We start from the raw sequence: 21836 nt of genomic DNA on the forward strand, positions 1-21836 counted from the left end.
ACGGAGAGACGGGCCCTGAGAACGCCGATAGCCACCTCCGCGTTCTCCCGTGCCTCGAAGATCGCATGGATAGCGCGCCAACTTCCTCATGGGGCAGGCCAATTCGTCTTCGAAGCCACGTTTGACGACTTTTGCCACAACTGCTGCGCCGACGACCGACTTTGTTTATGACATCTCGCATGGATCTAATTGATTTCGACCTCAAGGACATGGAGCCTTATCCAAGCTCTCTCCGCTGAACGGCAGACTACTGAGTATGCGAGATAACTATCTGTGATGGATGTGCTGATCCTCGTCGTCTAAGTCAGGGGGCGGTCGCTCATAGGCGGCAATCCAGTCAGATAGCGAAGGGCACTGGGCGCCGGCGGCAGAGAGCTGTCGAAGGACGACGCGCACGTTTGCGCGTGCAAACCTGCCGATTGTCGGCACTGCTGACGGCGCGAGACCCTCCTTCACCGCATTCCGCACCCGATCCTTTAGTGCGATCAAATCAGGATCGCCGAATTGCCTCAGCGTCGCGTCAAAGGTAGCTTGCCGTTGAGAATCGAATGCCTTATTGCGGCCCTGCGAGTCTTTCGCAGGATGTGCAGGATAAAAATACGCACACGGTACCCACTCATTCGGGATGGGTTCGATCGCCGCGTGGGTTCGCCGATGGCGCAGCAGATCGGGGAGGACGTGCGTGTGCGGGCCCTCGGGACTTTTGCCGTGCGATGGCGGAATCGGTTGATAAACTTCTATCCTGCCAACGCGGCTAATGAAGGCACGGTGCGGGCTGTATTCGAGGATCAGCGTGCCAGCTGGATTACCGGGAGCGAACGTCGCTCTCCCGCAATTCTCTCGAAGTTTCATAATCAGTTGGGGGTCACGAACCCGTACACAGATATCGGCTTGGTATGCACCAACGCCGATATCAAACAAAATGTCGTCACGATCCTCTCGTCGAACTGCCTCGCGATCTGGACCAATTTCGGTCAGCACAGAACGCCGATTCATAGCGCTTTGATCTCGGGGCAGGCAAACAGCGACGCGCGAGCTCCAGCTTCGGCGCGTCGTTGTTTCAAATGCGAAAAGCCGTATTTGATTGGAGAGCTCGAGGCGAATCGCGCCGCGGGGCGTTAGAGCAGAGTTTGTACGTATTTGTGCTGACTCAGCAGGATCACGCACAAACTCGGCGATAGCGCCGAATGTGCCGAGGCTCCATTGGGTTTCCGGTTGCGCAAGCTCTAGCGCGAGGCGATTCGCGATCGTAATCCGCTGTGACCCGTCATGAATGGGAAGAATGCTTTCAATAGTGATCATCAGGTTCACTCTTGACGGGAGCGGTCAAGCTACGCACTTGTCCGCGACCAACCGTGTTAACCGTCGCGATCCCGGCTAGCGCCAAGATACCTCCGACGATCGTACGGCCTAACGAGATTCTTCCAAAAACGATCAGCGAGATGGAAGGCAGAAAAAAAAATAGGAAAGCTGCCGGCGATGCGTGTACGACCAAGCCACCTAGGTAAGCATTGCGGGTCCAACATCGAGAAGCACGACCACGATGATGGGTTCAGATCCGCAAGCCCCTTGCTCCACGACTCGTAGCAGTTCAGGTAGCCCACCAGCGAGCCGGGCTGTCGTGCGTAGCGTCCCGCATCAATAGTCCATTCGCCGAGCGTACCCATTGCGATATTTAGAGCGACGGCAATGACTCGGGTGCAGTCACATGACCCCACATACAAAAGCTCCATTCCATCATGGTCGTGCTGTGGTGGCCCGGAATTGGCTGTTGAGCCATTTTCTTGCCTCTCGTATACGAGTATAAAGGGCGCGCTGCCAGCCGGCCCCCGAACGTCAATAGAGATTACCGTAGTGGGCGCAACGCTTCAGCTGAAAACGATTCGAGTTCGAGTGTGAGTACTATTCACATCAGTCAAAAGCAGACATCGCTAGTCGCTGGGACTGGCTATGGCACGTTTCATCGATTGCGCAGTTTCTAAATGGTAACCGCTGCGCTCGATCGCGCGGAGCCGACCGGACGGGCAAATTACGTGCTCCTCATGCATCCATAGCTCTGATAGTCATTGTCGCGTGTAGGTTGGGAAGGGAAACCATCAGTTTGCTTGTCGGCCGCTGTAAGGCGTCAGGCGATCATCGCGTATTCACAGAGCAAGTTAGCAGATTCGGCTCTTGCGTGACATGAACGAACCGATCGGCCGCGACGGTTTGTCATATCATTTCATTGCTCCAGCGACGTTTAGGAACGATCTATGGATTTACAGACCTCCGATCGCTGATCGCGGAGCAGTTTACCAGATTCCATCTCAGCCTTGGTTTCTTTGCAGCCACCTGCTTGTCTGCGCAGAGTTTCTTCGCTTGCCGATGCGTAACCGGACAGATCGATCAACTAATTGTTCCGTTCCCACTGGCGGCGCGGCCGATCTGTCGCGAGAGTATATGCTGACAAGCTAAGTGCCCCTCTAAAGCAACCGATAGTTAGCGAGAACAAGACTGGAGCGGACACAAAAGGCATTGGATGCCACCGCCAAGGCCGATCTTAACGGTTACACGCTATCATTTGCTCCGGCGGGACACACCAATCCGGCGCATCTCAATAAGACCATTACCTATGATCCCTTCAAGAGTTTCGCACCTCGCCGTCCGCGCAGTCCGAGTACGAAGTGCCCACGCAAAGGTACTAAGCATTGAAACGTCGAGCCATGGCAGCTTTATTCGTCAATGCCCGTTTAGGCTTGAATGTCCTTTGCCTGTGTGCAGTTCAGTTCGGAGCGATGTTAGTTTTGTTCATATGTAGCACCACTTTTTTTCGTTTGAGCGAATAACAGCAGACCTATAAGTGGAATGGGACGCTGGCCGCCACCCGGCCAGAGCATTTCAACCGAATTTGACGGTCCTGATGGAAGCTCCTCCCACGCCATCGAATGTGTTGTATCGGCCTTCGCGGCGTCAGGTTATGGCCTTCGGCGCCGCGGCGCTTGTGCTGTCTGGACGTACGATCGTGCAGGCGCAAAACCACTCCATTCGGACCACCAATGCAACCAACGCGTGGCTCCGCATCGCGCCTGACGACACAGTAACGATCAAGCTCGCCCAGTCGGAGATGGGGCAAGGAATTGCGACAACGCTTCCCCTGGCGCTCGCGGACGAACTCGACGCCGACTGGTCGCACGTGAAATTTGAATGGGCGGATTTCGATCAGTCTTACCGGCATCCACAGTATCAATGGATGTTCACCGGCAACAGCGAGTCGATCTCAACGTTCTTTCCGATGATGCGAACGATCGGCGCCGCCGCACGCACGATGCTGATCAAGGCAGCAGCGAAACGGCTCGATGTCCGCGATGACACACTGCGCGTCGAGAATGGCCGCATTCATCACGACGCAACGAAGCGTGTCCTGAGCTTCGGCGCCGTCGCTAGCGATGCTGCGAAGCTAGAAGCACCGAAAGATCCGCCATTAAAGCCGTGGAGCGCGCTGCGTCTGATCGGAAAGCCGCAGCAGCGCGTCGATATTCCGTCGAAAGTCGACGGCTCGGCGGTCTTTGGGATTGATGTGAAGGTACCGGGCATGCTTGTCGCCGCCATCCGCCGCGCGCCCTCGCCAGGCGGCTCTCTCGTGCGGTTTGACGCCGCGGCTATCAAGGCGCAACGCGGCGTCGAGGCTGTAATCGAGATTCCATCGGGCCTCGCCGTCGTTGCAAAGGATTACTGGACGGCCAAGCGCGCTGTCGATAACGCTGATCTCGCATTTATGACCGGCCCGATCGCAGATTATTCGACGCAGAAGCAAAGGGCTGACTACGCTGCTTTTTTAACGACGGCCGCGTTCGAATCGAGAGCCAAGGTTGGCGAGAGTGAGGCCGCGCTCGCTGCCGCCGATAAAGTCCTTGCGGCCAGCTTCGAGATTCCGGCGCAGGCTCACGCATCAATGGAGCCGATGAATTGCACGGCTCATGTGACAGCGGATCGCTGCGAGCTCTGGATTCCGACCCAGGGTGTGGAGATTACGCACGCCGTGGCCAAACAGATGACGGGTTTGAGCGACGACAGCATCATCATCCATCGCACCATGGTCGGCGGGGGATTTGGCCGACGACTGCTCGCGGACTTCGCGCAGCTCTCGATTGTTGTCGCAAAAGCCGTCGGCCGCCCGGTCAAGGTGATATGGAGTCGAGAGGAAGATTTCCGTTACGATGCCTATCGTCCGCCTATGGCGCACGCCGTAACCGCATCGCTTGGTCGTGATGGCCTTCCTGTCGCCATGACGCACCGCGTCGTTTCGCCATCCCATATGCTATACATTTTTCCCCGCGGCGTCATAAAGGCGGAAGGCGACTGGGCTCGGCCGATTGCGCCTCCCGCTGCCTATGACGGCATGGCCGTTGAGGGGCTCGTAGAGACGCCCTATGCGATTTCCAATTATTCCGTCGAATTGAACCGAGTGGAGACGCCTCTGCCGGTTTCAGTGTGGCGCACCACGGGCCACGGGCCAAATAATTTCGTGCTGGAAAGCTTCATCGATGAACTCGCGCACGCGGCGGGCAAGGACCCGCTGGCCTACCGGCTAGCGTTAGCCGCGGCCGATCCCCGCGCGGTGGCGGTGCTCAAAGCCGTCGCCGACATGTCCGACTGGGGTAAGACCGCGCCGGCAGGACGAACGCGCGGATTGGCGCTCGCCAAAGCCTTCGGCGGCTTCATCGCGCAGGCCGTGGAACTCTCCGTCAGGGGCAAGGAAGTCAAGTGCCACCGCGTCTGGAGCGCCGCCGACATCGGGCAAACGCTCGATCCCGGCATTGCAACGTCCAATATCGAAGGTGGCATCGTGTGGGGGCTTTCGGGACTTCGCACCGAAGCGACGTTCACCGACGGCGAAATCCAGCAGACCAATTTCGACCAGTTCGACCCCTTGCACCTCTGGGAAACACCGGCCATCGAAACTCGCTTCATCGAGAGCGGGGCGAAGCCGACCGGGGTCGGCGAATTGGGTCCGGTACCGACGCATGCGGCGGTATGTAACGCTATTTTCGCCGCTACTGGCGACCGCATTCGATCGCTGCCGATTTCGCGCAGCGGTTATCGGTTGACATGAGGGCGCCGACGAGATGACGAGATTTTTCGTAAATGGCCGTGCGGTTACAGTGGACGCCGACGCCGACACGCCGTTGCTTTGGGCGCTGAGGGACGATCTGGGTCTGACGGGAACAAAATTCGGCTGCGGCATCGCTGCGTGCGGGGCTTGTACCGTTCACGTCGATGACCAAAACGTTCGCTCTTGCTCTTTGCCGCTCGGTGCCGTCGCTGGCAAACGGGTTGTTACCATCGAAGGTCTTTCGCGCGACCGCTCGCATCCGCTGCAAAAAGCCTGGATCGAAGAACAGGTACCGCAATGCGGATATTGCCAGTCCGGAATGATCATGGCGGCGGCGGCGCTGATTCGGGAAATACCGTACCCGACCGATGAGAATATCGACGCCGCCATCACCAATCTGTGCCGGTGCGGTACCTATGCACGCATCCGCCGGGCTATTCACCGCGCGACACGGGGTGCGCCATGAGGACGGGCGCGGCCGGTAAAGCCCTGATCGCGGGATTTGCCACCGCCGGAGCCTTAGCTCTCGCGCTGCCGCGGCCGTCGCAACCGCAATTTGGTGACCGTGCTGGAGAATCGGTTGCCGCCTTTGCAAAGGTCGCCAGTGTCTTGACCAGCCCCCGTTGCCAGAATTGCCACACACTAACGAACTTTCCGCGTCAGGGTGATGACAGGCATCCCCATCTCTTCCACATCACACGCGGCGGCGCTGATCATGGCGCCGCCGGCCTGCCTTGCTCGACTTGCCACGGCAATTCAAACAATAGCGCAAGCGGCGTGCCCGGCGCCGCGGAGCCGTGGCGGCTGGCTCCCCTCGCCATGGGATGGGATGATCTGTCGCCCGCTGATCTGTGCCGCCACTTGAAAGATCCGCAACACAACGGCCATCGCGATGGCGGTCAGATCATCGACCATCTCAAATCTCATCTCGTGACGTGGGCATGGTCACCGGGTTCTGATCGAGAAGGCCATCCAAGAACCTTGCCTCCGATTCCCTACCAGGAATTCCTGCATGCGGCTGAAACGTGGGTGCGCAATGGTGTAGCCTGCCCCTGACATTCGTCAATCTTCAATCTGCAGAAAGATCCCGCGATGGATTTGCAAAGCAATCCTGACAGCGCCGGACGACGCCGGTTCCTCTACAACGTCGTCGGAGCCACGACCCTCGGTGCGGATACAATGTTTTGCACATGCGGCATGCATCGCGTATTTGCCACGAATGACGTCGCCGCTCCGCAGGCCGGCGGCGGAACGATTGTCGATCCCGGCAAGGGATATCTGGTACGAGCGATCCGGGACGGCCTCTATTGGGTCACGGACGGTGCCTACAATACCATGTTCCTGGTGACCGCGACCGGGGTGATCGCCTGCGATGCACCGCCGACGCTAGGCGCCAATTATCTCAAGGCGATCGCCGAGATCACCGACAAGCCAGTGACGCACCTAATCTACAGCCACGAGCACGTTGACCATATTGCCGGCGCCCATCTATTTCCAAAGGATGTGACCATCATTGGCCATCGCCGGACCGCCGAACTGCTGGCATCGCGAAAGGATCCTCGGCGCCCAACCCCGGCCGTGACATTCGACGATTCATATGTTCTCGAACAAGGCGGGCAGCGTCTGGAACTTGCTTACAAGGGCATCAATCATTCGATCGACAACATCTTCATCTTTGCGCCCTACCAAAAGACGCTTATGATTGTCGACATCGTCTATCCCGGCTGGATGCCCTATAAAAATCTTGGTGTTGCCGTCGATATTCCAGGCCTGGTGGACGCGCATCGCCACATCCTCGCCTATGACTTCGAAACCATGGTGGCCGGTCACGTTGATCGCCTCGGAAACCGTGCCGATGTTCAGGTTCAAATCGAACTACTAAGAGATCTCGCCGCCGCCGCGGAGCATGCCTACGCTGGTCTGTCCGTCCCTGCATTCCTGAAGCAGAATCCGCCCGGCACTGACGGCAAGTCAGCCTGGGATCTCCACCAGGATTACGAGCAACTGCTGGCTTCCAAGATGCACGAAGAACTGCTTCCAAAATGGCGCGGCATGCTTGCGGGAACTGAAACCTATTTGCGCGACAACTGCTGGGCGATGCTCGAGACCTTCGTGGTGCAGGGCAGCCCTGATTTTTCAGGCTTTTAGAAAATAGCCGAAGACGCGCAAACGTACCCCGGATTCGTTGCCGCATGCCCGATGCCGATGCCTGACGACGATCACGAAAGGGTCTGACGGCGGTGGAATGCAGCAGCAATTCCATCCCAGTTGGATATGACATTGTGGAGAGCGGCCTCTTCGAGCTGCACTCAAAATAGCGCTTGAAAAAGTTGGGCTCGGCGGCTTCTCTCGCTAAGGTCTTGATCTATATGGTGGGCGCTTGACCCTCGACCCGCCGATCAAGAGACACGCGCTCTCGCGGTTGGTTTTTTCGCTGTAAGCCAGTATCCCGCCGAACCCGTCGTTTGCGCGCTATTAAGCGCCTACCGCCGAGGCTGGCATCGAAGTCGCCGGTTCTGGTGACCATGTGAAGCCGCTAACCCCACGTCTACGAGTGTGTGGGGCGCAGATCATGTCCCCGGGCGTGGTGTAGCTGAGTGCGGGTCACCCAGCTATACTACGCCAGGGGACACGATCGAGTGGAACCGTGCGTGCGCCCTTGTGGTACGTCCCAAGAGCATATTGACGCGGGCCGGCTGGTCTCCTTCTGAAGGCATTTGAGCGCTCGGCGCTGCCGCTGCAGATGATCTTTTCCACGCATCCGCCCCGGAAAGCGCAGCCATTTGTGGATCTTCTCGCGCGGCATTGGGGCGACCGGTAGGTTGACGCTTGCATTGGGCGTGTGCTCCCGCGAGATGAGCATACTTTTTCGAGAGTTATCAGGCCGCCTGCTGACGGATCAGTCACTGAAAGCAAATGGCGCCAACCTAAATGTATCGTACGCATACGACGAGGACCGCCTGATTGACGCATGCGCGCGGGCACAATGAGTTCTATGATCGGTCGGGTGAAGGTCAGGCAGCCTGCTGACCGGCGGGCTTATCGGCTTGGCGCAGGAGCTTCCATTCCCAGGGCAGCAGTTCGTGCAGCCGTGACGTGGGAAGGTCGGCGATCCGGGCGAGGACGTCGGCGAGCCAGGCCTTGGGATCGACGTTGTTGAGGCGGCAGGTCGTGATCATCGTCAGCATGATGGCGGCGCGGTCGGCGCCACGCTGGCTGCCGGCGAAGGTCCAGTTCCGTCGCCCCAAGGCAATGCCTCTCAATGCGCGCTCGGCACAATTGTTGGTCAAGCAGATCCTGCCATCGTCGAGGAAGCGGGCGAAGTCGTCCCAGCGCCTGAGCATGTAGTTCATGGGCTTCAGGACCTCGGAGGAGCGCGACAGGGTTTCCCGCTCGCGGAGCAGCCAGACGTGCATGCCGTCGAGAAGCGGCTTGCTCCGCTCCTGGCGTACGGCACGCCGCTCGTCGGCACTACGGCCGTTGATGGCGCGGTCGATCTCGAACAACGCATCCAGACGCCTGACCGCCTCCAGCGCGATCGGGGAGACCGGTTTGCCCTTGAGGCCTTCCCGTGCGGTTTTCTCGATATCGGCCAGCTCGAAGAAGCCTCGCCGCGCATGGGCCAGGCAAAATGCCGGCGTGATCGGCATTGCTTTCCTTTTTGGGTCGAACAACGGCTCGAAGCCGCCATAGCAATCCGCCTGCAGGATGCCGGCGAAGGCGGCCAAATGCTTCTGGGGATGTTCGCCCCGTCGGTCGCTCGAGGCGTAATAGACTGCCGCCGGCGGCGCCGGCCCGGCGAACGGCCGGTCATCCCGCACATACGTCCAGATCCGGCCAGTCGTGCACTTGCCCTTCGCGAGGATGCGGATGGTGGTGTCGTCGCCGTGAAGACGCTCGGCCGCGAGCACATGACGCTCGATCAGCTGGAACAGCGGCATGACGGCGAAGGTTCCGTGGCCGACCTGGTCGGCCAGCGTCGACAGCGGCAGGTCGATCCGCTCGGCCTTGAAGCGCACGCTTTGGCGATTGAGCGGGATATGCATGCCGAACTTGTCGAACAGGATGGTTGCCAACAGTTGCGGACCGATGAAGCCGCGAGGCGTGGCATGGAACGGTGCCGGCGGCTGGCTAATCTTCTCGCAATCGCGGCAGGTGAACTTCTCGCGTACCGTCTCGATCACCTTGAAGCGACGCGGGATCTCCTCCAGCGTCTTGGTCACATCCTCGCCGACTTTCGCCAGCCGCGATCCGCCGCAACAGGCGCAATTCGTCGGAGGGTCAATAACGACGCGCTCGTGTTCGATGTCGTCCGGCCATGGCTGGCGAACCGGCCGCTTGCGCATGAAGGGGCGGACGTGCTGCGTCTTCGCCGCTGCGACCTGCGCGCCAAGCTCATCCTCGCTCGCAGTGGTTACGAGTTCCTCGAGCTCCAATTCCAGCTGTTCGATCAGCCGCGCCGTGCGCTCGGATCGCTGCCCGTGCAGTTCACGTTTGAGCTTCTCAATCCGCAGCTCAAGATGCGCGATCATCACCTCGCTGTCCGACAGCTCCGCCCGCGCGTTGGCGGCATCCGCGACTGCCACATCGCGTTCAGCCTGCAACGCCTCGCGCTCGGCCAGCAGCGCAAGGTAGGCGCTCGCGAGATCCGACGGAAGATCGTCCGGCTTCGATGTCATGAAGCCATTGAATCAGATCGAGCAGCAGATTCAAACCCAAAACGGTTATCCGACCCGCGTGGGACGCTGGGTTTCTTGCGGATTGCGCCAATCGATTCCGGACAACAGATAGCTCAACTGCGCCGGCGAGATCGTTACCGATTCACCGGCAACCGATGGCCAGATGAACTTTCCTCTCTCGAGTTTTTTTGTGAACAAGCAGGCTCCCTGGCCATCGTGCCAGATCGCCTTCACGAGATCGCTGCGGCGACCGCGGAAGACGAACAGATGACCGCTGAGCGGGTCTTTGTGTAGCACCTCCTGCACTTGGAGAGCCAGCGACGGAAAGCCTCTGCGCATATCCGTGTAGCCTGTCGCGAGCCATACTCGCACATTCCCCGGTACAGCAATCATCGGCGTCCAAGCACATCAAGGACCCGCGCCAGCGCCTCCGGATCAACGTGCGCGTCCACCCGGATGCACCGTCGGTTGCCGAGATCGATCTCTATCAATCCAGTACGCGCGGCTGCCACCGAGCGAACTCGGCCATCAACAGTAGGCAAAAGCTTCGGAGTTTCCTCGGCCGAGGCCGCTACGGCGGCGATCTGCACCGGCGTAAAAGATGGTATAACTTCTTGTTCCGATGTCCGTGCTTGTCGACGCCAGGTAAACACCAGGCTGGCCGCTACTCCGTTGCGACGCGCAACCTCAGTTACCTTCGCGCCCGGTGCCAGCGTCTCCTCGACAATCCGTGCCTTGTCGTCCTGCGACCAACGCCGCCGCCGCTCCAGCCCGCCCAAAACCTCGACCCGCATCGCCCGATGACCTTAATGCTAGACTTAAGGTCACACGCTTCGCGAATTACCATCCGTCACGCAAGACGGCCCTCGTCGGAGGCGTACAATGTATCAATATCATTGAGGATTCCACCTCAGATGATGAGCCAATTCGGCGCGGTTGCGATAGGAAGGGCGTCATATGAAGCGGATGCGTTATGTTGATGGTGAGTTTGATAACCTCGACGCCGCCATTCCCGAGCAACTTGCTGCCGAGGCCAGGATGCCGCTCAAGGAGCTTGCGCCTCAGCACCGAGCACGGGTGAACGTGTTCGAATTAGAAGAAGCCGGCGTCATCGAGCACTATAGCATCCGCATGAACGCCAAGGCAGCGGGCCTGTCGGTCACAGCTCATATTCGGGCAAGACCGTTTCCAGGAACGCATGGCGATGTGGCAAGGCTGCTCGACAATCACCGGAGCCAGCACTTTCCGTATTAATGTTGTGTAATCATAGACCGGCTGGCCCGATCGATGTCTGCTTTACACCTAAACAGCGGCGCCAAAAGCGGACTTCGCCGGACTTCGCATTGGGTGTGGACGGCTCCGGATTGGCAAGGAAGCATTGATCGGTGCGGTCATGTCTTCGGCCTGTTTGCTCGGTAGGGCAAACCATTAACCTAACATCTTGTTTGAGGTAGCAGCATGGCACGGCCCCGCCGAAGAGCAGCTCTGGCCCTTGCCGTACTGCTTTCTGGTATTGAATTTTGGCTGGGCGAAGCAGGTGGCCCAACATGGGGAGAGTTACCAATTGCGATTGGGATTGCCGGGTCCGTAGTGGTCGCGCTCGCCGTCGCAGGGCGGCCAGTAATCAGAGCGGCAGCCGGTGCGGGGATGATCGCCGTCTATGCACTCACATTTCTTGGCGGACAAGCTTCGTTTGGTCGTGCGTTCAACGAATGCGTCGAACGAGGGGAAGAGGTAAGAATTCTTCTCGCAGAGTATTATCGAAACCAAAGGGTGTACCCGGAAACGCTCAACCAACTCCGAAGTCCACTTCCCTGCCGGCGCATCAGCAGGCCGACGATTCTAATCTACGAAAGGACAACAAATGGTTATGAGCTGGGCTTTCGTGATTGGCTCGTCGATCACACTGCTTCAGAAGATGCGTCGTTCTTTACGCACAAATGAAAGCCATCGGAAGCCGCAGTTCCGAATTGCGAGCCATCAGATAGGCGCGAAGCTCGCGATATGGCGGCCTGCTCGCCCCAACAGCTTGCTGACGAAGTGGAATCTCGCGTCAACCGTGCACACCCTCATCGAAGGACCCTTGCTAGGCGTGATGGAGCCCATTGCTCGGGACTCCGGCGCCTTGCGCGGCGACAGCCGCTGACCAGTTCTCGATCAATCCTGCGCTGCGCAGCGGTACCCCTAGCGCCGCAGCCACAAACAGCTCAGTACGGCGGTGGTCCAAAGACTTCTTCGAACAGGTTGAGCATAGCGGCCCAAGAGCGACGATCTGCAGTCGCGTGATACGCGAGCTCAGGGACACCTGCGCTGCTGGCCTCGGGATTGGTGAAGCTGTGCGCAGCTCCGCCATAGACGTTTACCTGCCAATCTACATCCGTCTTCGCCATTTCGTTCTCGAATGCAGCAAGCTGCGGCGGTGGCACCAACCGGTCGGCAGCGCCATGGCAGACGAGAACTTTCGCCTTGATACGACAAGCGTCCGCTGGCCGCTCGCTCGTTAATCCGCCGTGAAAACTGATTACCGCATCCAATGCTGCTCCGCTCCGTGCCAGTTCAAGGGCTGTCGTTCCGCCGAAGCAATAGCCAATTGCTGCGAGCTTCGCAGAGTCAACCATGGCCTGCGATGTCAGCGCCGTACGCGCCGCGTCTGCCCGAGCCCGCCAACCAGCCGCATCGGACCTGAGTTGTTTCATCAGCTCCATTGCGTGCCCCATATCCTGGGCTTTCACCCCACCGCCGTAAAGGTCAGCCACCAACACTACGAATCCAAGCGCCGCCAATCGTTCCGCACATTCCACTGCGTGGTCGCCAATACCACGCGCGTCGGGAAACAACACGACACCAGGCCGCGAGGCCATTTGGGATTCAGCGCTGACCAGGATACCCTGGAGGTTTGCTCTAGAATCCCGATAGTCGATCGCCGTCCTTTTCACGATCCTCGCTGTGCTCTTTGCCATGACGCCTTATCTCCACTGGTTCCGACGTTTCAGATCTCATGTAGCTGCAGGCTGGCTCGTTCGCGCAAGGAGACACTACCGTCACTCAAAAACCGATGCTTGATGAGGCAAGGACCCGAACAGCGTCGTTCTCAAGTGTTCACGGTCAGCGCCAACGGCATGAGATCAGGTGGCTGCTTGCGTGTTTCCAGGTACATTTCGAACCAGTTTGCGAACTCGACCATCAAATGATCTACGTGTCCTTTGACCATCCCCTCAGGGGCTCCTGCAGGCCAATAGATTGCCAACCGCGCATCGAAACCAGGGTTGGTGTCGCGGTACTCGTGCAGCAGATAGCCCACTACCTGCCCGTCCTCCGATTCGGATCGCGCCATTAGGCGATACGGCATATCCGGCTGTAAGGGGATCGGTACGCCAGTCCAGTCTTCAAGACGTTTGGCACGCAGCAATTCCGGTCCGTGTTCGTCTGAATGTCCAGTCACCTCGAGCACGCCGACCCGCTGATCCGGAAGCAGTAGCACTCCGAGATGCTCGGGGTGAGCTCGCAGCATAAGGTAGATCACAATGCCGAGAGTGAACTCGCCGATCTGCCGCCAAAAACACCGTTTGAAAAACCGTTTTAGTTCGGTCCCCTCAAACGGTTTCTCTCACTAAGGTGTTGATTTATATGGTGGGCGCACCAGGGCTCGAACCTGGGACCCGCTGATTAAGAGTCAGCGGCTTGAGATCCCTGCGACTTGCGGTATTCAGCTTGGAAGTCTCAAAAAACTGCAGTGTTTTCAAAGGCCGTTCTGACATTTTCGGCGTTTTTGGCCTATTGAGATCATTGCAGACTTTCTCATTGTCAGAATGGCGACTGCGAGCCCCAACGCGCCTCCACTTGCAATGTAGACACCGCCCGAAATCAGAAGCATCGCAATCCAGTCGAGCGTTGCCGGCTGCTCACCGAGGATCGGCATGGCCAGGAGCGTAATCATGACCGGGGATAGGGCCGCGAACGCGGAGCCGTTCGACGCGCCCAAAATGCTGACCGCGCGTCCGTAAAGCCAGAACGCGAGAACCGTATGCTTACGTAACTTCGTCTTTCCTCACTGCAACTGAGGGGAGGTGGCCAGTGGTCGAGTTCGATGATGCCGCACTAGGACGAACCTTTGCCGCAGGGCGACGTACCGCCTCCGCGATCGCGTGACTTGCGACCACGGCTGACGGGGGCGCGCGGTGTCTGGTCGAACGCTCGATGTCGTCGTATGGCCTTCTTGTCCATCAACCTCAGCATGGCGGCAGTCGCCCTGACAAACGTGCCCCGTCATCGCGACCATTGGCAAACCCATGCCAATAGCTATGGGAGCGGCTCTGAGATGCCTCTGGATTGTCGAGATTGAAGCCATCCCGATAACCGTCGACCATCTCGTCCAGGAAGATTTCCTCGAGCGACTTGGCATCGGCGGTCATTTTGGCGCTGGCTCAACCGACCCGACTCACATCGTCGCACCCAGCACCCATGGCGCAAACTCGGCGCCGCCGAAATCGAAGCCTTCGCTCTTGGTCGGCTTGCCGGAGGCCGTCTTGAGGATTAGGTCGAAGATGCGCTGACCGCATTCCTGCACCGTCTCCTCGCCGTCGAGGATGGTACCGCAATTGATGTCCATGTCGTCTTCCATACGCTTGTACATGGGCGTGTTGGTGGCAAGCTTGATCGAGGGCGCGGGCTTGCAGCCGAACACGCTGCCGCGTCCGGTAGTAAAGCAGACCATGTTGGCGCCGCCCGCCACCTGCCCCGTTGCTGCGACGGGGTCGTAGCCGGGCGTGTCCATGAAGACAAATCCTTTCGTGGTGACGGGCTCGGCGTAGTTCAAGACATCGACGAGGTTAGTCGAGCCGGCCTTTGCCATCGCGCCGAGCGACTTCTCCAGGATGGTGGTGAGGCCGCCGGCCTTGTTGCCGGGACTCGGGTTGGCATTGATTTCCGCACCCTCGCGCCGGGTGTATTCCTCCCACCAGCGCATCAAACCTACCAGCTTCTCGCCCACCTCGCGACTGACGGCGCGGCGGGTAAGAAGATGTTCGGCACCATATGTCTCAGGCGTCTCGGATAGGATGACGGTACCGCCATGGCGCACCAGCAAGTCGCTCGCAGCGCCCAGCGCCGGATTAGCTGACACGCCGGAGTAGCCATCCGAGCCGCCGCACTGCAGCGCGACGGTCAATTCGCTCGCGGATACCTTCTCCCGCTTAACCTTGTTGGCGTCGGCCAGCGCCTCCCTCACAAAAGCGATGCCGGCTTCCGTAGTCTTGCGCGTGCCGCCTTTCTCCTGGATGTCCATCGTGCGCAGCCGGCCAGCGAGTTGCTGCTCCTCAATTAGCCCGCCAATCTGATTGACTTCGCAGCCTAGGCCCAGCACCACGACGGTCGAGAAATTCACGTGGCGCGCATAGCCACCGAGCGTGCGGCGGAGCAGTTTCAGCGGCTCGTCCTGGGTCATGCCGCAGCCGGTCTTGTGCGTCAGCGCCACTACGCCGTCGACATTGGGGAAGTCGGCCAGCGGATTGACGCCGGTGAATGGATTCTTCTTGAATACGTCGGCGACGAGGCTGGCGACATGGGCGCTGCAATTCACCGACGTTAGGATCCCGATGTAGTTGCGCGTAGCGATGCGGCCGTCGGACCGGCGAATGCCGTCGAAGGTCGCCGGCACGTCGAGATGCGGTGCCGGCTTGATGTCGAGGCCATAGGCATAGTCCTTGTCGAAATCGCCCATGCCGCAGTTCTGCGTATGCACGTGCTGGCCGGATGCAATCGGCCGTGTCGCAAAGCCGATGATCTGGCCATAGCGGATGATCGGCTCGTTTTGCGCGATCGGCTTGGTGGCGACTTTGTGGCCCGCTGGAATGCGCTCGAGCGTGACGATGCCTTCGGCCACCATCATTCCCGGCGGTAGGCTCGAACGCGCGATCAGCACGCTGTCGTCAGGATGCAGTCGGATCACGGGCGCGCGGGTCATCAGGATCTCCTTGTATTTCGTACTCGAGCCATCTTTTCCGGGAGTTCTTGAATAGCCCTAACGTTTCTGCCATCGCAGCAGATGCCGTTCGACTGCGGCAAGCAGGGCATTGGAGGCAAAACCAATAGCACCCAACAGCACAATGCCGGCGAACAACTCGCTCGCACGGAAGGTTCTGGCAGCCATGAGAATGGTCTGCCCCACTCCGAATTGAGCCGAAATCATTTCGCTGACTACCGCCGCGATTAGCGCGACCGTCAGTGAAAGGCGCATGCCTGCCAAGATGTCGGGCACGGCGTTCGGCAGGCCGAGTTTCCAGATAAACGACGTACGCGAAATCTGTAGCGCAGCGGCGACTTCTCGAAGGCGATTGTGTACGGCGGCAAAGCCGTGCAACGTCGAGAGCAGCACCGGCCACATGGAGGCGAAGGACACCACCACCAGAACCATCGTTGGGGACAGACCAAAGATTGAGATCGCCAACGGCAGCACTGCTGCTCCTGGCAATGGGCGGATGAACTCAAGCGTCGGCTCGATCCAGGCCCGAGCGGCCGAGGACATCCCAATGAGAGCTCCCAGCGCAATGCCCAGGAGACAAGCGAGACCCCAACCAAGAAGCATCCGTTGGATAGTAGCCATCCCAGCGCTGACAAGCTCACCGCTACGTAGGCCGTCGGCTAAGCTTTCGGCGACGGCCTGAGGTGTAGGGAGGAATGCGCGATTTACCCAACCCTGATCGGCCGTGACCCACCACAGAAGCACCAGCAGGCCCAAGACGCCTACCGACTCTAGGTATCCACGAGCACTCACGCCACCACTCCCATATGCCGCGCTATGGCGCGCTCCAACCGCAGCAGGCAGACGTTTATGGTGAAACCAACCAGGCTTATCCAAAACAACCACGCCAGCATCAACGCCGGATCGAGATTCTGCTGCGCGCTCATCAGCGCGTAGCCCATTCCGTGTGGGTTCACAGCTATCTCGGCTGTTACGGCAACCACAACCGCGACGGCCACACCGAGGCGAAGCGCCACAAAGAGCCGCGGGATCATCGCCGGAAGAACGATCTTCCAAAAACATGCCCACCCTGAGAGTTCGATTGCTGTGGCCACTTCAAGCAGTTGTCCGTCGACTTGACGTACCGCTGCCTGCGTCAGGATAAGCAGCGGCCAAAAGCACGCGAACGTAACAACCGCGATTTCCATACTGAAACCGAAGCCCCAGAGCAGCGTTGCCAGTGGAATTAGAGCCACCGAAGGTATCGGTCGCATCATCTCGATCGTTAGAAAGCCCATCGCCGCGATGCGCTGCGACAATCCCAGCGCACTGCCAAGCACTAATGCCATCGCGCAGGTGATACCCAATCCTGCAGCTGCGCTTACCAGGGTAAAGGCAGTTGCGTCGAGCACGGAACCGTCCGCGAACGCCTCCGTGAGAGATCGCACGGCGGCGGTTGGGGGCGCTATCGCGTCACCTCCTTGCCCTGCTGTGCGGCCCCACCATTCGAGCATTCCCAGCAGCAGGGACGGAAACACCAAGGCTCGTAGCGCGCTCAGCATTAGTGACAAAGATACTGATAGAGTTCGCGTCGCAGGCGCAAGAATTCTGGATGCTCCCGCGTGTCCAGTTGATTGCGGGGGCGAGGAATCTGCACGTCGATAAGTGCTGCCAGGCTTGGATTGTCGGGACCTGGATGCGCACGCAGCGCGACGACCCGGTCACCAAGATAGATGGCCTCGTCGAGGTCATGAGTCACAAACATCACGGTGAACCCGTTCTCACGAACTAGCCTCGCCAGTTCATCCTGAAGGCTCTCTCTGGTCATCGCATCGAGAGCGCCAAATGGCTCGTCCATCATCATAAGAGTGGGCTCTTGGGCAAGGCAGCGCGCAATCTGAACACGTTGCTGCATGCCGCCGGAGAGTTGCGACGGAAACTTCTGGGCGTGCGCTGTAAGATCGACCGTATCTAGCACACTTTGCACACGCGCCGGCCGTTGCGCTTTTGGAATGCCGGCGGCTTCAAGCGCAAGGCTGACATTTCCGGCTACGGTGCGCCACGGCAGGAGTGCACGACCATAGTCCTGAAACACAAACGCCGCGGCTCGTGAAGGACCTAAGACCGCTCGCCCTTCCATTCGCACATGCCCGGAATTTGGCTTTACGAATCCTGCTGCCGCTCTCAGCAACGTTGTCTTGCCACATCCGGAAGGACCAATCATGCATACGAACTCGCCACGAGCGACCTTCAGGGAGGTCTGCGTGATGACCTCACGATCAGCAAATCGTATTGCTACGTCCTCCAGTACAAGCAAGGGTTCGGGCACTGATATCCTCCTAGGAAAACTTCCCGGCGAATCGCATGCTGCGCCGGCGCGCGCGATCGCACACTGATTGTGACATTCACTGCATCAGCCACGGCACGCAGAGCTCTATGCTCGCGCCTGTGGTCCGATAGCCGCATTATTTTGCGATAAGCCTCGACGCTGTCGGCTTGCTCTTGATCATGCCAAGTTCGTGCAGCGTATCGATCCAAAAGCTGACCTGGGCCTCGGTGACCCCGGGATCAAGATGGGGCAATGCAATCGAGGCAATGACCTCCGGCGGCAGCTTGACAAACTTGGCCATGTGACCGCGGGCTACGTCAGGCTTTTCTTTAGCGAACAGCGCCGCCTCTTCGATCGCCGAACGGAAGGCGCCGACCGCTTCCGGATGGGCATCAGCCCATTGGCGCGTAGTCGTATAGTAGGAACCTGCCGTGCGAGAGGGCAGATCGGCGGCGAGATACCCCAGTACAGTTGCGTTGCCAGATTGCACTGCGCGATCAAGGAACGGCGAAGTGCTGACAGCGCCCTGGATCGTGCCGCTCTTTAGCAGGTCCGGAACTTGAGGAAAGCCCACCTCCACAAAACTCACGCTCTTTGCGTCAATCCCTTTATCGGTGATCCACTTGCGACCCATCACATACAGGAAGCCTCCGATCGAAGGGACGCCAATCTTCTTGCCTAGCAAGTCCTGCGGCGACGCGATTCCGCTGGCCACGATAATGCCAACGTCCTTGTCCGCTTTTTCAGTTACGGCGGTCCCTGCAACAAAGACCAGATCGAGACCTCCTTCAACCGCTAGAAGCGAGTTGGTTGGAGGCAGCGTGATGATATCGAGCGATCCTCCCTGAAGGCCTGGCACAAGCGCGCCGCCGGGAACCTCCTGCATCAAGACGTCCAGACCATGTTTCTTAAAGATCCCTTCCCTTTGGGCAACATAGGCGGCAAGCCACTGAGTGGTGGCGGTGTAGCCAAGCCTGATCGGAGTCTGCGCCTGCGCCGTGTATGCGCTTGCGGCTACAATTAAGGCTGCGGCAATGACGCGGATATAAATCATCATGGTCTCGCTCCTTCTCAATCAACTTCGGCGCGTGGAATGATCGGTAGCAACAGGCAGGAGGTGTGCTTACCGCCGGTGTATATCGTCGTCGTCCCGTCGAACACCTCAGCCGGACGATCCTCCGCCACGTCATGAACATGGATCGCGCAACCGGACATGCGGATGCTGCCATATTGAGGTGGCGAGCTCGGCACGAGAGGTCCAGGCAATTGGTGATCGAAGTCTTGTCCTCCTACCGTTAAGGCGAGACGGTAACCTGGAGGGAGTTGAATTGAGGCGGGCCAGATCTCGATGTTGAGTTCGTAGATTTCGCCCGGAGTGAGCGGCCAATGCTCATCGTGAGTGTGCCAAGGGCGATATGGCAAGCTCTTGGAGGGATCGAGCTTGCGATGCGAAGCTCGCAACCATCCATACGCCAAAGGAACGTTGGGATCGGACGCGCCTTGGAACAGCAACTCTCGGCCGTTCGGCGCAAAGGCTCGCAGCGCCAAGAAAGTATCCGCATCTCTCGTGCTGGACGAAATAAACAGTCTTGCGGCCAAGGGGCCTGTAATCTCGGTGAGTTCGGTCATGGGGAGAGAATAGAACGTCCGGCCTTGCGAGAAGCCGCGGAAGTCCGCTTTAGCTTCGTTAGCCGGCTCGCCTTTGGCGAGGGCGTAGGATGACGCGTCGAGGTACATGCGCGTCCATTGTGTGCGAGCAAGTGGCCACTCATTTTCCTGTCGCAGAATGCTCCCACTCGGGGTGCGCACGTTCAGCGTCACGGGCGGCTGGTTGTCCCATCCGTTCTGCTCACCCCTCAAGAAGTGATCGAAGAAGCGGCGCATCAGTTCGCGCCCACTGCGCGTGTAATACTCGGTCCAATGGGTGTCGCAGTGCATTTCGAGCCATTTCAACTTGGACCCTGCGCGGTTAAACGCCTCCGTATTGCCGCGCAGGTGCAGACCCAGACCGCCCCAGTTTCCGCGCGAGAAAATTGGCACTTCGATATCCTCGAGCCTTGGTGTCCGCTCCGTGCAGTAGGCATCGGTAGCGAAACAACTTTGGCGGTGCTGCGCGGGTAGATCTGCAGCGTTTCTGGCAAGAACCTCAAAATTAAGGGTCTCTGGTCCCGCAATAAGTTCGCCGGTGTTGCGATTGGTCGGGCCGCGCGTTCCCAAGCCGTGCTGCACTGACGCCACTTGGGCCGGATACCAGCGGATCCAGAAACTCGTCAAGATTCCGCCATGACGCAAGGCATCTCGATAGAAATCAGCGGCGCCCTCGAACGGACAGATGGCGGCGAGATATTTTGGCCTCAGCGCCGCAACCTGCCATTGGTTCATTGCGTAGTAGGAGATGCCAGTCAGACCAACCTTGCCATTGCTCCATGGCTGTTGACCGGCCCACTCGATGCAATTGGAGTAGTCCTTCGTCTCGCGAGGGCTAAAGACATCCAGATAGCCCGGTGATCGACCTGCCCCACGCGAATCGACGCGAATGCAGGCATAGCCCCAGTCGCGCGTCCAAATCTCCGGGTCCGGAACCTCCCAGGCTTGGTATTTGTTCGATGACCCCTCTAGTGCGTCGGGATATTCGCGAGCAAGCTGCGTCCAAGCGAATGTGTAGCCTTCTTGGAAAGATAAACCTTTTGCGTACGGCCCATGCGACATCAATACGGGGAACGCACCTTCACCACGAGGACGAAAAATATCGGCTCGAAGGACCACACCATCATCCATAGTGATCGGCGCGTCCCACTCGATCACCATGCCATCACGCTCTTCAATGCGGTGCTGGCGTTCCTCAGCGTTTTTCACCTGCTGCGCGATATGGGCACGTTGCGTCTCCGCCTTCACGCTCGCAGCGCCTTCCACAGACTCACCATCCTTGGATTTGGTCACGTTTCGCTCCTCTTTTCATTTTCTTGGGCTGTCCGCATTCGGACTAGCCACCGATAAGTACTCGGGTCACATGGCCTCCTTTCGCAAAGGATCGATTACGACGGCGCGCTCTATACCTCCGACGCAGAAATCAATTAGAGTTTCACGAAAGGCGAGTATGTCATCCGCTACCGCGTCGACGTGGCCGCCTCCGGAAAGAGTGACGATGCGCAGTCGCGATGCGACCAGCGAGACCATACTCCCCACAGAAAGAACGAAGGCCGTCGCTAGCTTCTTGGAATCGACGTTTGGATGCACGGCTTCGATTGCGACCAGAAACTCTTTCGCAACCGGATCCCAGAGATCGCGCACGTTATGATACCAGCGATCATCGTCGTTGATCCGGGCGATGAATTTTGCGTAAGCGCGCCATTGCGGATCGCCGGCGGAGGCGATCTCGAGATAGGGCGAGATGAAGCTGTCCATCAGTTGATGCAGGGTGGGAGCAGGCGCCCCCTGGGCAGTCAGGGCAGCGAGACGCATCCGCCTGGCTGCAGAGAGTGTTTCTGCTCGGCGGCGAATAAGCGCCATGAAGAGGTCGAGCTTCGAGCCTCCGTGAAAACCAACGACCGCGAGGGTGACGCCAGCCTCCTGGGCGATCTGCCGAATAGAAACGCCGTCGAAGTCGTGCTCGGCGAACAGACGCTCGGCCGCGTCCAGTACTCTTTCGCGCGTGGCCTCTCCCCGCAGCAGCCGCCCGTCCTCTTTCACGGGCTTTCGGTCAAACGCCACTTCAGAAACGCTCATGAATGTCCTCCCTTGACAAACTATACATACGTACGACTAAATTGAAAGAGC

The 21836-nt window shown here is 58.9% G+C and carries 21 protein-coding genes; 6 read left to right on the top strand and 15 right to left on the bottom strand.

From position 1 onward, the window contains the following. Positions 1 to 267: 267 nt before the first annotated feature. Positions 268 to 1302 (bottom strand): DUF6925 family protein, encoded by a 1035-nt coding sequence (locus ACWAT4_RS31070; protein WP_449728852.1) that lies wholly within the window; start codon positions 1300 to 1302, stop codon positions 268 to 270. A 1654-nt stretch (positions 1303 to 2956) separates the two neighbouring features. Here ACWAT4_RS31070 and ACWAT4_RS31075 point away from each other — a divergent pair. The 4 genes from ACWAT4_RS31075 to ACWAT4_RS31090 are packed head-to-tail and all read left to right on the top strand — an operon-like array spanning position 2957 to position 7240. Continuing rightward, on the top strand, positions 2957 to 5092 hold the full coding sequence (locus tag ACWAT4_RS31075) for a xanthine dehydrogenase family protein molybdopterin-binding subunit (RefSeq protein ID WP_449728853.1): 2136 nt from the start codon (positions 2957 to 2959) through the stop codon (positions 5090 to 5092). A gap of 13 nt (positions 5093 to 5105) precedes the next feature. Then, positions 5106 to 5558, top strand: coding sequence for a (2Fe-2S)-binding protein (locus tag ACWAT4_RS31080; protein WP_449728854.1), 453 nt, complete (start codon positions 5106 to 5108; stop codon positions 5556 to 5558). Continuing rightward, complete coding sequence (locus tag ACWAT4_RS31085) at positions 5555 to 6148, top strand: hypothetical protein (protein WP_449728855.1); 594 nt, start codon at positions 5555 to 5557, stop codon at positions 6146 to 6148. Before ACWAT4_RS31080 ends, ACWAT4_RS31085 begins: the two co-directional genes overlap by 4 nt. Positions 6149 to 6184: 36 nt before the next feature. Then, complete coding sequence (locus ACWAT4_RS31090; RefSeq protein WP_449728856.1) at positions 6185 to 7240, top strand: MBL fold metallo-hydrolase; 1056 nt, start codon at positions 6185 to 6187, stop codon at positions 7238 to 7240. A gap of 866 nt (positions 7241 to 8106) precedes the next feature. On the opposite strand, the gene tnpC is transcribed toward ACWAT4_RS31090, so the two are convergent. Genes tnpC through tnpA form a run of 3 tightly spaced genes read right to left on the bottom strand, consistent with a single transcriptional unit; the run spans position 8107 to position 10565 of the window. Further along, complete coding sequence (tnpC, locus tag ACWAT4_RS31095; protein ID WP_449728857.1) at positions 8107 to 9771, bottom strand: IS66 family transposase; 1665 nt, start codon at positions 9769 to 9771, stop codon at positions 8107 to 8109. 45 nt (positions 9772 to 9816) lie between these two features. Continuing rightward, a complete protein-coding gene (gene tnpB, locus ACWAT4_RS31100; protein ID WP_212285651.1) occupies positions 9817 to 10164 on the bottom strand; it encodes an IS66 family insertion sequence element accessory protein TnpB in 348 nt (115 codons plus the stop codon). Beyond that, the gene (gene tnpA, locus ACWAT4_RS31105; protein ID WP_449728858.1) at positions 10161 to 10565 is read right to left on the bottom strand and encodes an IS66-like element accessory protein TnpA; all 405 of its coding nucleotides are present in this window, start codon (positions 10563 to 10565) and stop codon (positions 10161 to 10163) included. The genes tnpB and tnpA overlap by 4 nt, the downstream gene beginning before the upstream one ends. 163 nt (positions 10566 to 10728) lie before the next feature. Here tnpA and ACWAT4_RS31110 point away from each other — a divergent pair, with 163 nt between their 5' ends. Further along, entirely contained in the window at positions 10729 to 11025 is a 297-nt protein-coding gene (locus ACWAT4_RS31110) for an Lrp/AsnC family transcriptional regulator (RefSeq protein WP_449728859.1), read from the top strand. A 204-nt stretch (positions 11026 to 11229) separates the two neighbouring features. Beyond that, positions 11230 to 11715: a hypothetical protein gene (locus ACWAT4_RS31115; protein ID WP_449728860.1), complete on the top strand. Its 486-nt coding sequence runs from the start codon at positions 11230 to 11232 to the stop codon at positions 11713 to 11715. Between the two features lie 263 nt (positions 11716 to 11978). On the opposite strand, the gene ACWAT4_RS31120 is transcribed toward ACWAT4_RS31115, so the two are convergent. The 11 genes from ACWAT4_RS31120 to ACWAT4_RS31170 form a co-directional block, all read right to left on the bottom strand. Next, the gene (locus tag ACWAT4_RS31120; RefSeq protein WP_449728861.1) at positions 11979 to 12731 is read right to left on the bottom strand and encodes a dienelactone hydrolase family protein; all 753 of its coding nucleotides are present in this window, start codon (positions 12729 to 12731) and stop codon (positions 11979 to 11981) included. 131 nt (positions 12732 to 12862) lie between these two features. After that, a complete protein-coding gene (locus tag ACWAT4_RS31125) occupies positions 12863 to 13252 on the bottom strand; it encodes a hypothetical protein (protein ID WP_449728862.1) in 390 nt (129 codons plus the stop codon). Between the two features lie 258 nt (positions 13253 to 13510). Further along, positions 13511 to 13753: an EamA family transporter gene (locus tag ACWAT4_RS31130; RefSeq protein ID WP_449728863.1), complete on the bottom strand. Its 243-nt coding sequence runs from the start codon at positions 13751 to 13753 to the stop codon at positions 13511 to 13513. Between the two features lie 247 nt (positions 13754 to 14000). Continuing rightward, positions 14001 to 14183 (bottom strand): hypothetical protein, encoded by a 183-nt coding sequence (locus ACWAT4_RS31135; protein WP_449728864.1) that lies wholly within the window; start codon positions 14181 to 14183, stop codon positions 14001 to 14003. A 26-nt stretch (positions 14184 to 14209) separates the two neighbouring features. Beyond that, a complete protein-coding gene (locus ACWAT4_RS31140) occupies positions 14210 to 15733 on the bottom strand; it encodes a UxaA family hydrolase (protein ID WP_449728865.1) in 1524 nt (507 codons plus the stop codon). A gap of 57 nt (positions 15734 to 15790) precedes the next feature. Continuing rightward, entirely contained in the window at positions 15791 to 16294 is a 504-nt protein-coding gene (locus tag ACWAT4_RS31145) for an ABC transporter permease (RefSeq protein ID WP_449728866.1), read from the bottom strand. 245 nt (positions 16295 to 16539) lie between these two features. Further along, a complete protein-coding gene (locus tag ACWAT4_RS31150) occupies positions 16540 to 17142 on the bottom strand; it encodes an ABC transporter permease (RefSeq protein ID WP_449728867.1) in 603 nt (200 codons plus the stop codon). Positions 17143 to 17291: 149 nt separating this feature from the next. Next, entirely contained in the window at positions 17292 to 18059 is a 768-nt protein-coding gene (locus ACWAT4_RS31155) for an ABC transporter ATP-binding protein (protein ID WP_449728868.1), read from the bottom strand. A gap of 136 nt (positions 18060 to 18195) precedes the next feature. Then, positions 18196 to 19116 (bottom strand): ABC transporter substrate-binding protein, encoded by a 921-nt coding sequence (locus ACWAT4_RS31160; RefSeq protein WP_449728869.1) that lies wholly within the window; start codon positions 19114 to 19116, stop codon positions 18196 to 18198. 14 nt (positions 19117 to 19130) lie between these two features. Continuing rightward, positions 19131 to 20999 (bottom strand): CocE/NonD family hydrolase, encoded by a 1869-nt coding sequence (locus tag ACWAT4_RS31165; RefSeq protein ID WP_449728870.1) that lies wholly within the window; start codon positions 20997 to 20999, stop codon positions 19131 to 19133. Positions 21000 to 21065: 66 nt separating this feature from the next. Then, positions 21066 to 21785 carry a TetR/AcrR family transcriptional regulator gene (locus ACWAT4_RS31170; protein WP_449728871.1) on the bottom strand — a complete coding sequence of 240 codons (720 nt, stop codon included), beginning with the start codon at positions 21783 to 21785 and terminating at the stop codon, positions 21066 to 21068. Between the last annotated feature and the right edge of the window lie 51 nt (positions 21786 to 21836).

This window comes from Bradyrhizobium sp. T-1 (genome assembly GCF_053592855.1).

Coding starts and splice junctions, on each gene's coding strand:
- ACWAT4_RS31090 (WP_449728856.1), top strand. CDS start 6,185: ATGGATTTGCAAAGCAATCCTGACAGCGCCGGACGACGCCGGTTCCTC.
- ACWAT4_RS31135 (WP_449728864.1), bottom strand. CDS start 14,183: ATGACCGCCGATGCCAAGTCGCTCGAGGAAATCTTCCTGGACGAGATG.
- ACWAT4_RS31080 (WP_449728854.1), top strand. CDS start 5,106: ATGACGAGATTTTTCGTAAATGGCCGTGCGGTTACAGTGGACGCCGAC.
- ACWAT4_RS31110 (WP_449728859.1), top strand. CDS start 10,729: ATGAAGCGGATGCGTTATGTTGATGGTGAGTTTGATAACCTCGACGCC.
- tnpB (WP_212285651.1), bottom strand. CDS start 10,164: ATGATTGCTGTACCGGGGAATGTGCGAGTATGGCTCGCGACAGGCTAC.
- ACWAT4_RS31075 (WP_449728853.1), top strand. CDS start 2,957: ATGGCCTTCGGCGCCGCGGCGCTTGTGCTGTCTGGACGTACGATCGTG.
- tnpC (WP_449728857.1), bottom strand. CDS start 9,771: ATGACATCGAAGCCGGACGATCTTCCGTCGGATCTCGCGAGCGCCTAC.
- tnpA (WP_449728858.1), bottom strand. CDS start 10,565: ATGCGGGTCGAGGTTTTGGGCGGGCTGGAGCGGCGGCGGCGTTGGTCG.
- ACWAT4_RS31085 (WP_449728855.1), top strand. CDS start 5,555: ATGAGGACGGGCGCGGCCGGTAAAGCCCTGATCGCGGGATTTGCCACC.
- ACWAT4_RS31170 (WP_449728871.1), bottom strand. CDS start 21,785: ATGAGCGTTTCTGAAGTGGCGTTTGACCGAAAGCCCGTGAAAGAGGAC.
- ACWAT4_RS31120 (WP_449728861.1), bottom strand. CDS start 12,731: ATGGCAAAGAGCACAGCGAGGATCGTGAAAAGGACGGCGATCGACTAT.
- ACWAT4_RS31070 (WP_449728852.1), bottom strand. CDS start 1,302: ATGATCACTATTGAAAGCATTCTTCCCATTCATGACGGGTCACAGCGG.
- ACWAT4_RS31145 (WP_449728866.1), bottom strand. CDS start 16,294: ATGTCCTCGGCCGCTCGGGCCTGGATCGAGCCGACGCTTGAGTTCATC.
- ACWAT4_RS31140 (WP_449728865.1), bottom strand. CDS start 15,733: ATGACCCGCGCGCCCGTGATCCGACTGCATCCTGACGACAGCGTGCTG.
- ACWAT4_RS31115 (WP_449728860.1), top strand. CDS start 11,230: ATGGCACGGCCCCGCCGAAGAGCAGCTCTGGCCCTTGCCGTACTGCTT.
- ACWAT4_RS31160 (WP_449728869.1), bottom strand. CDS start 19,116: ATGATGATTTATATCCGCGTCATTGCCGCAGCCTTAATTGTAGCCGCA.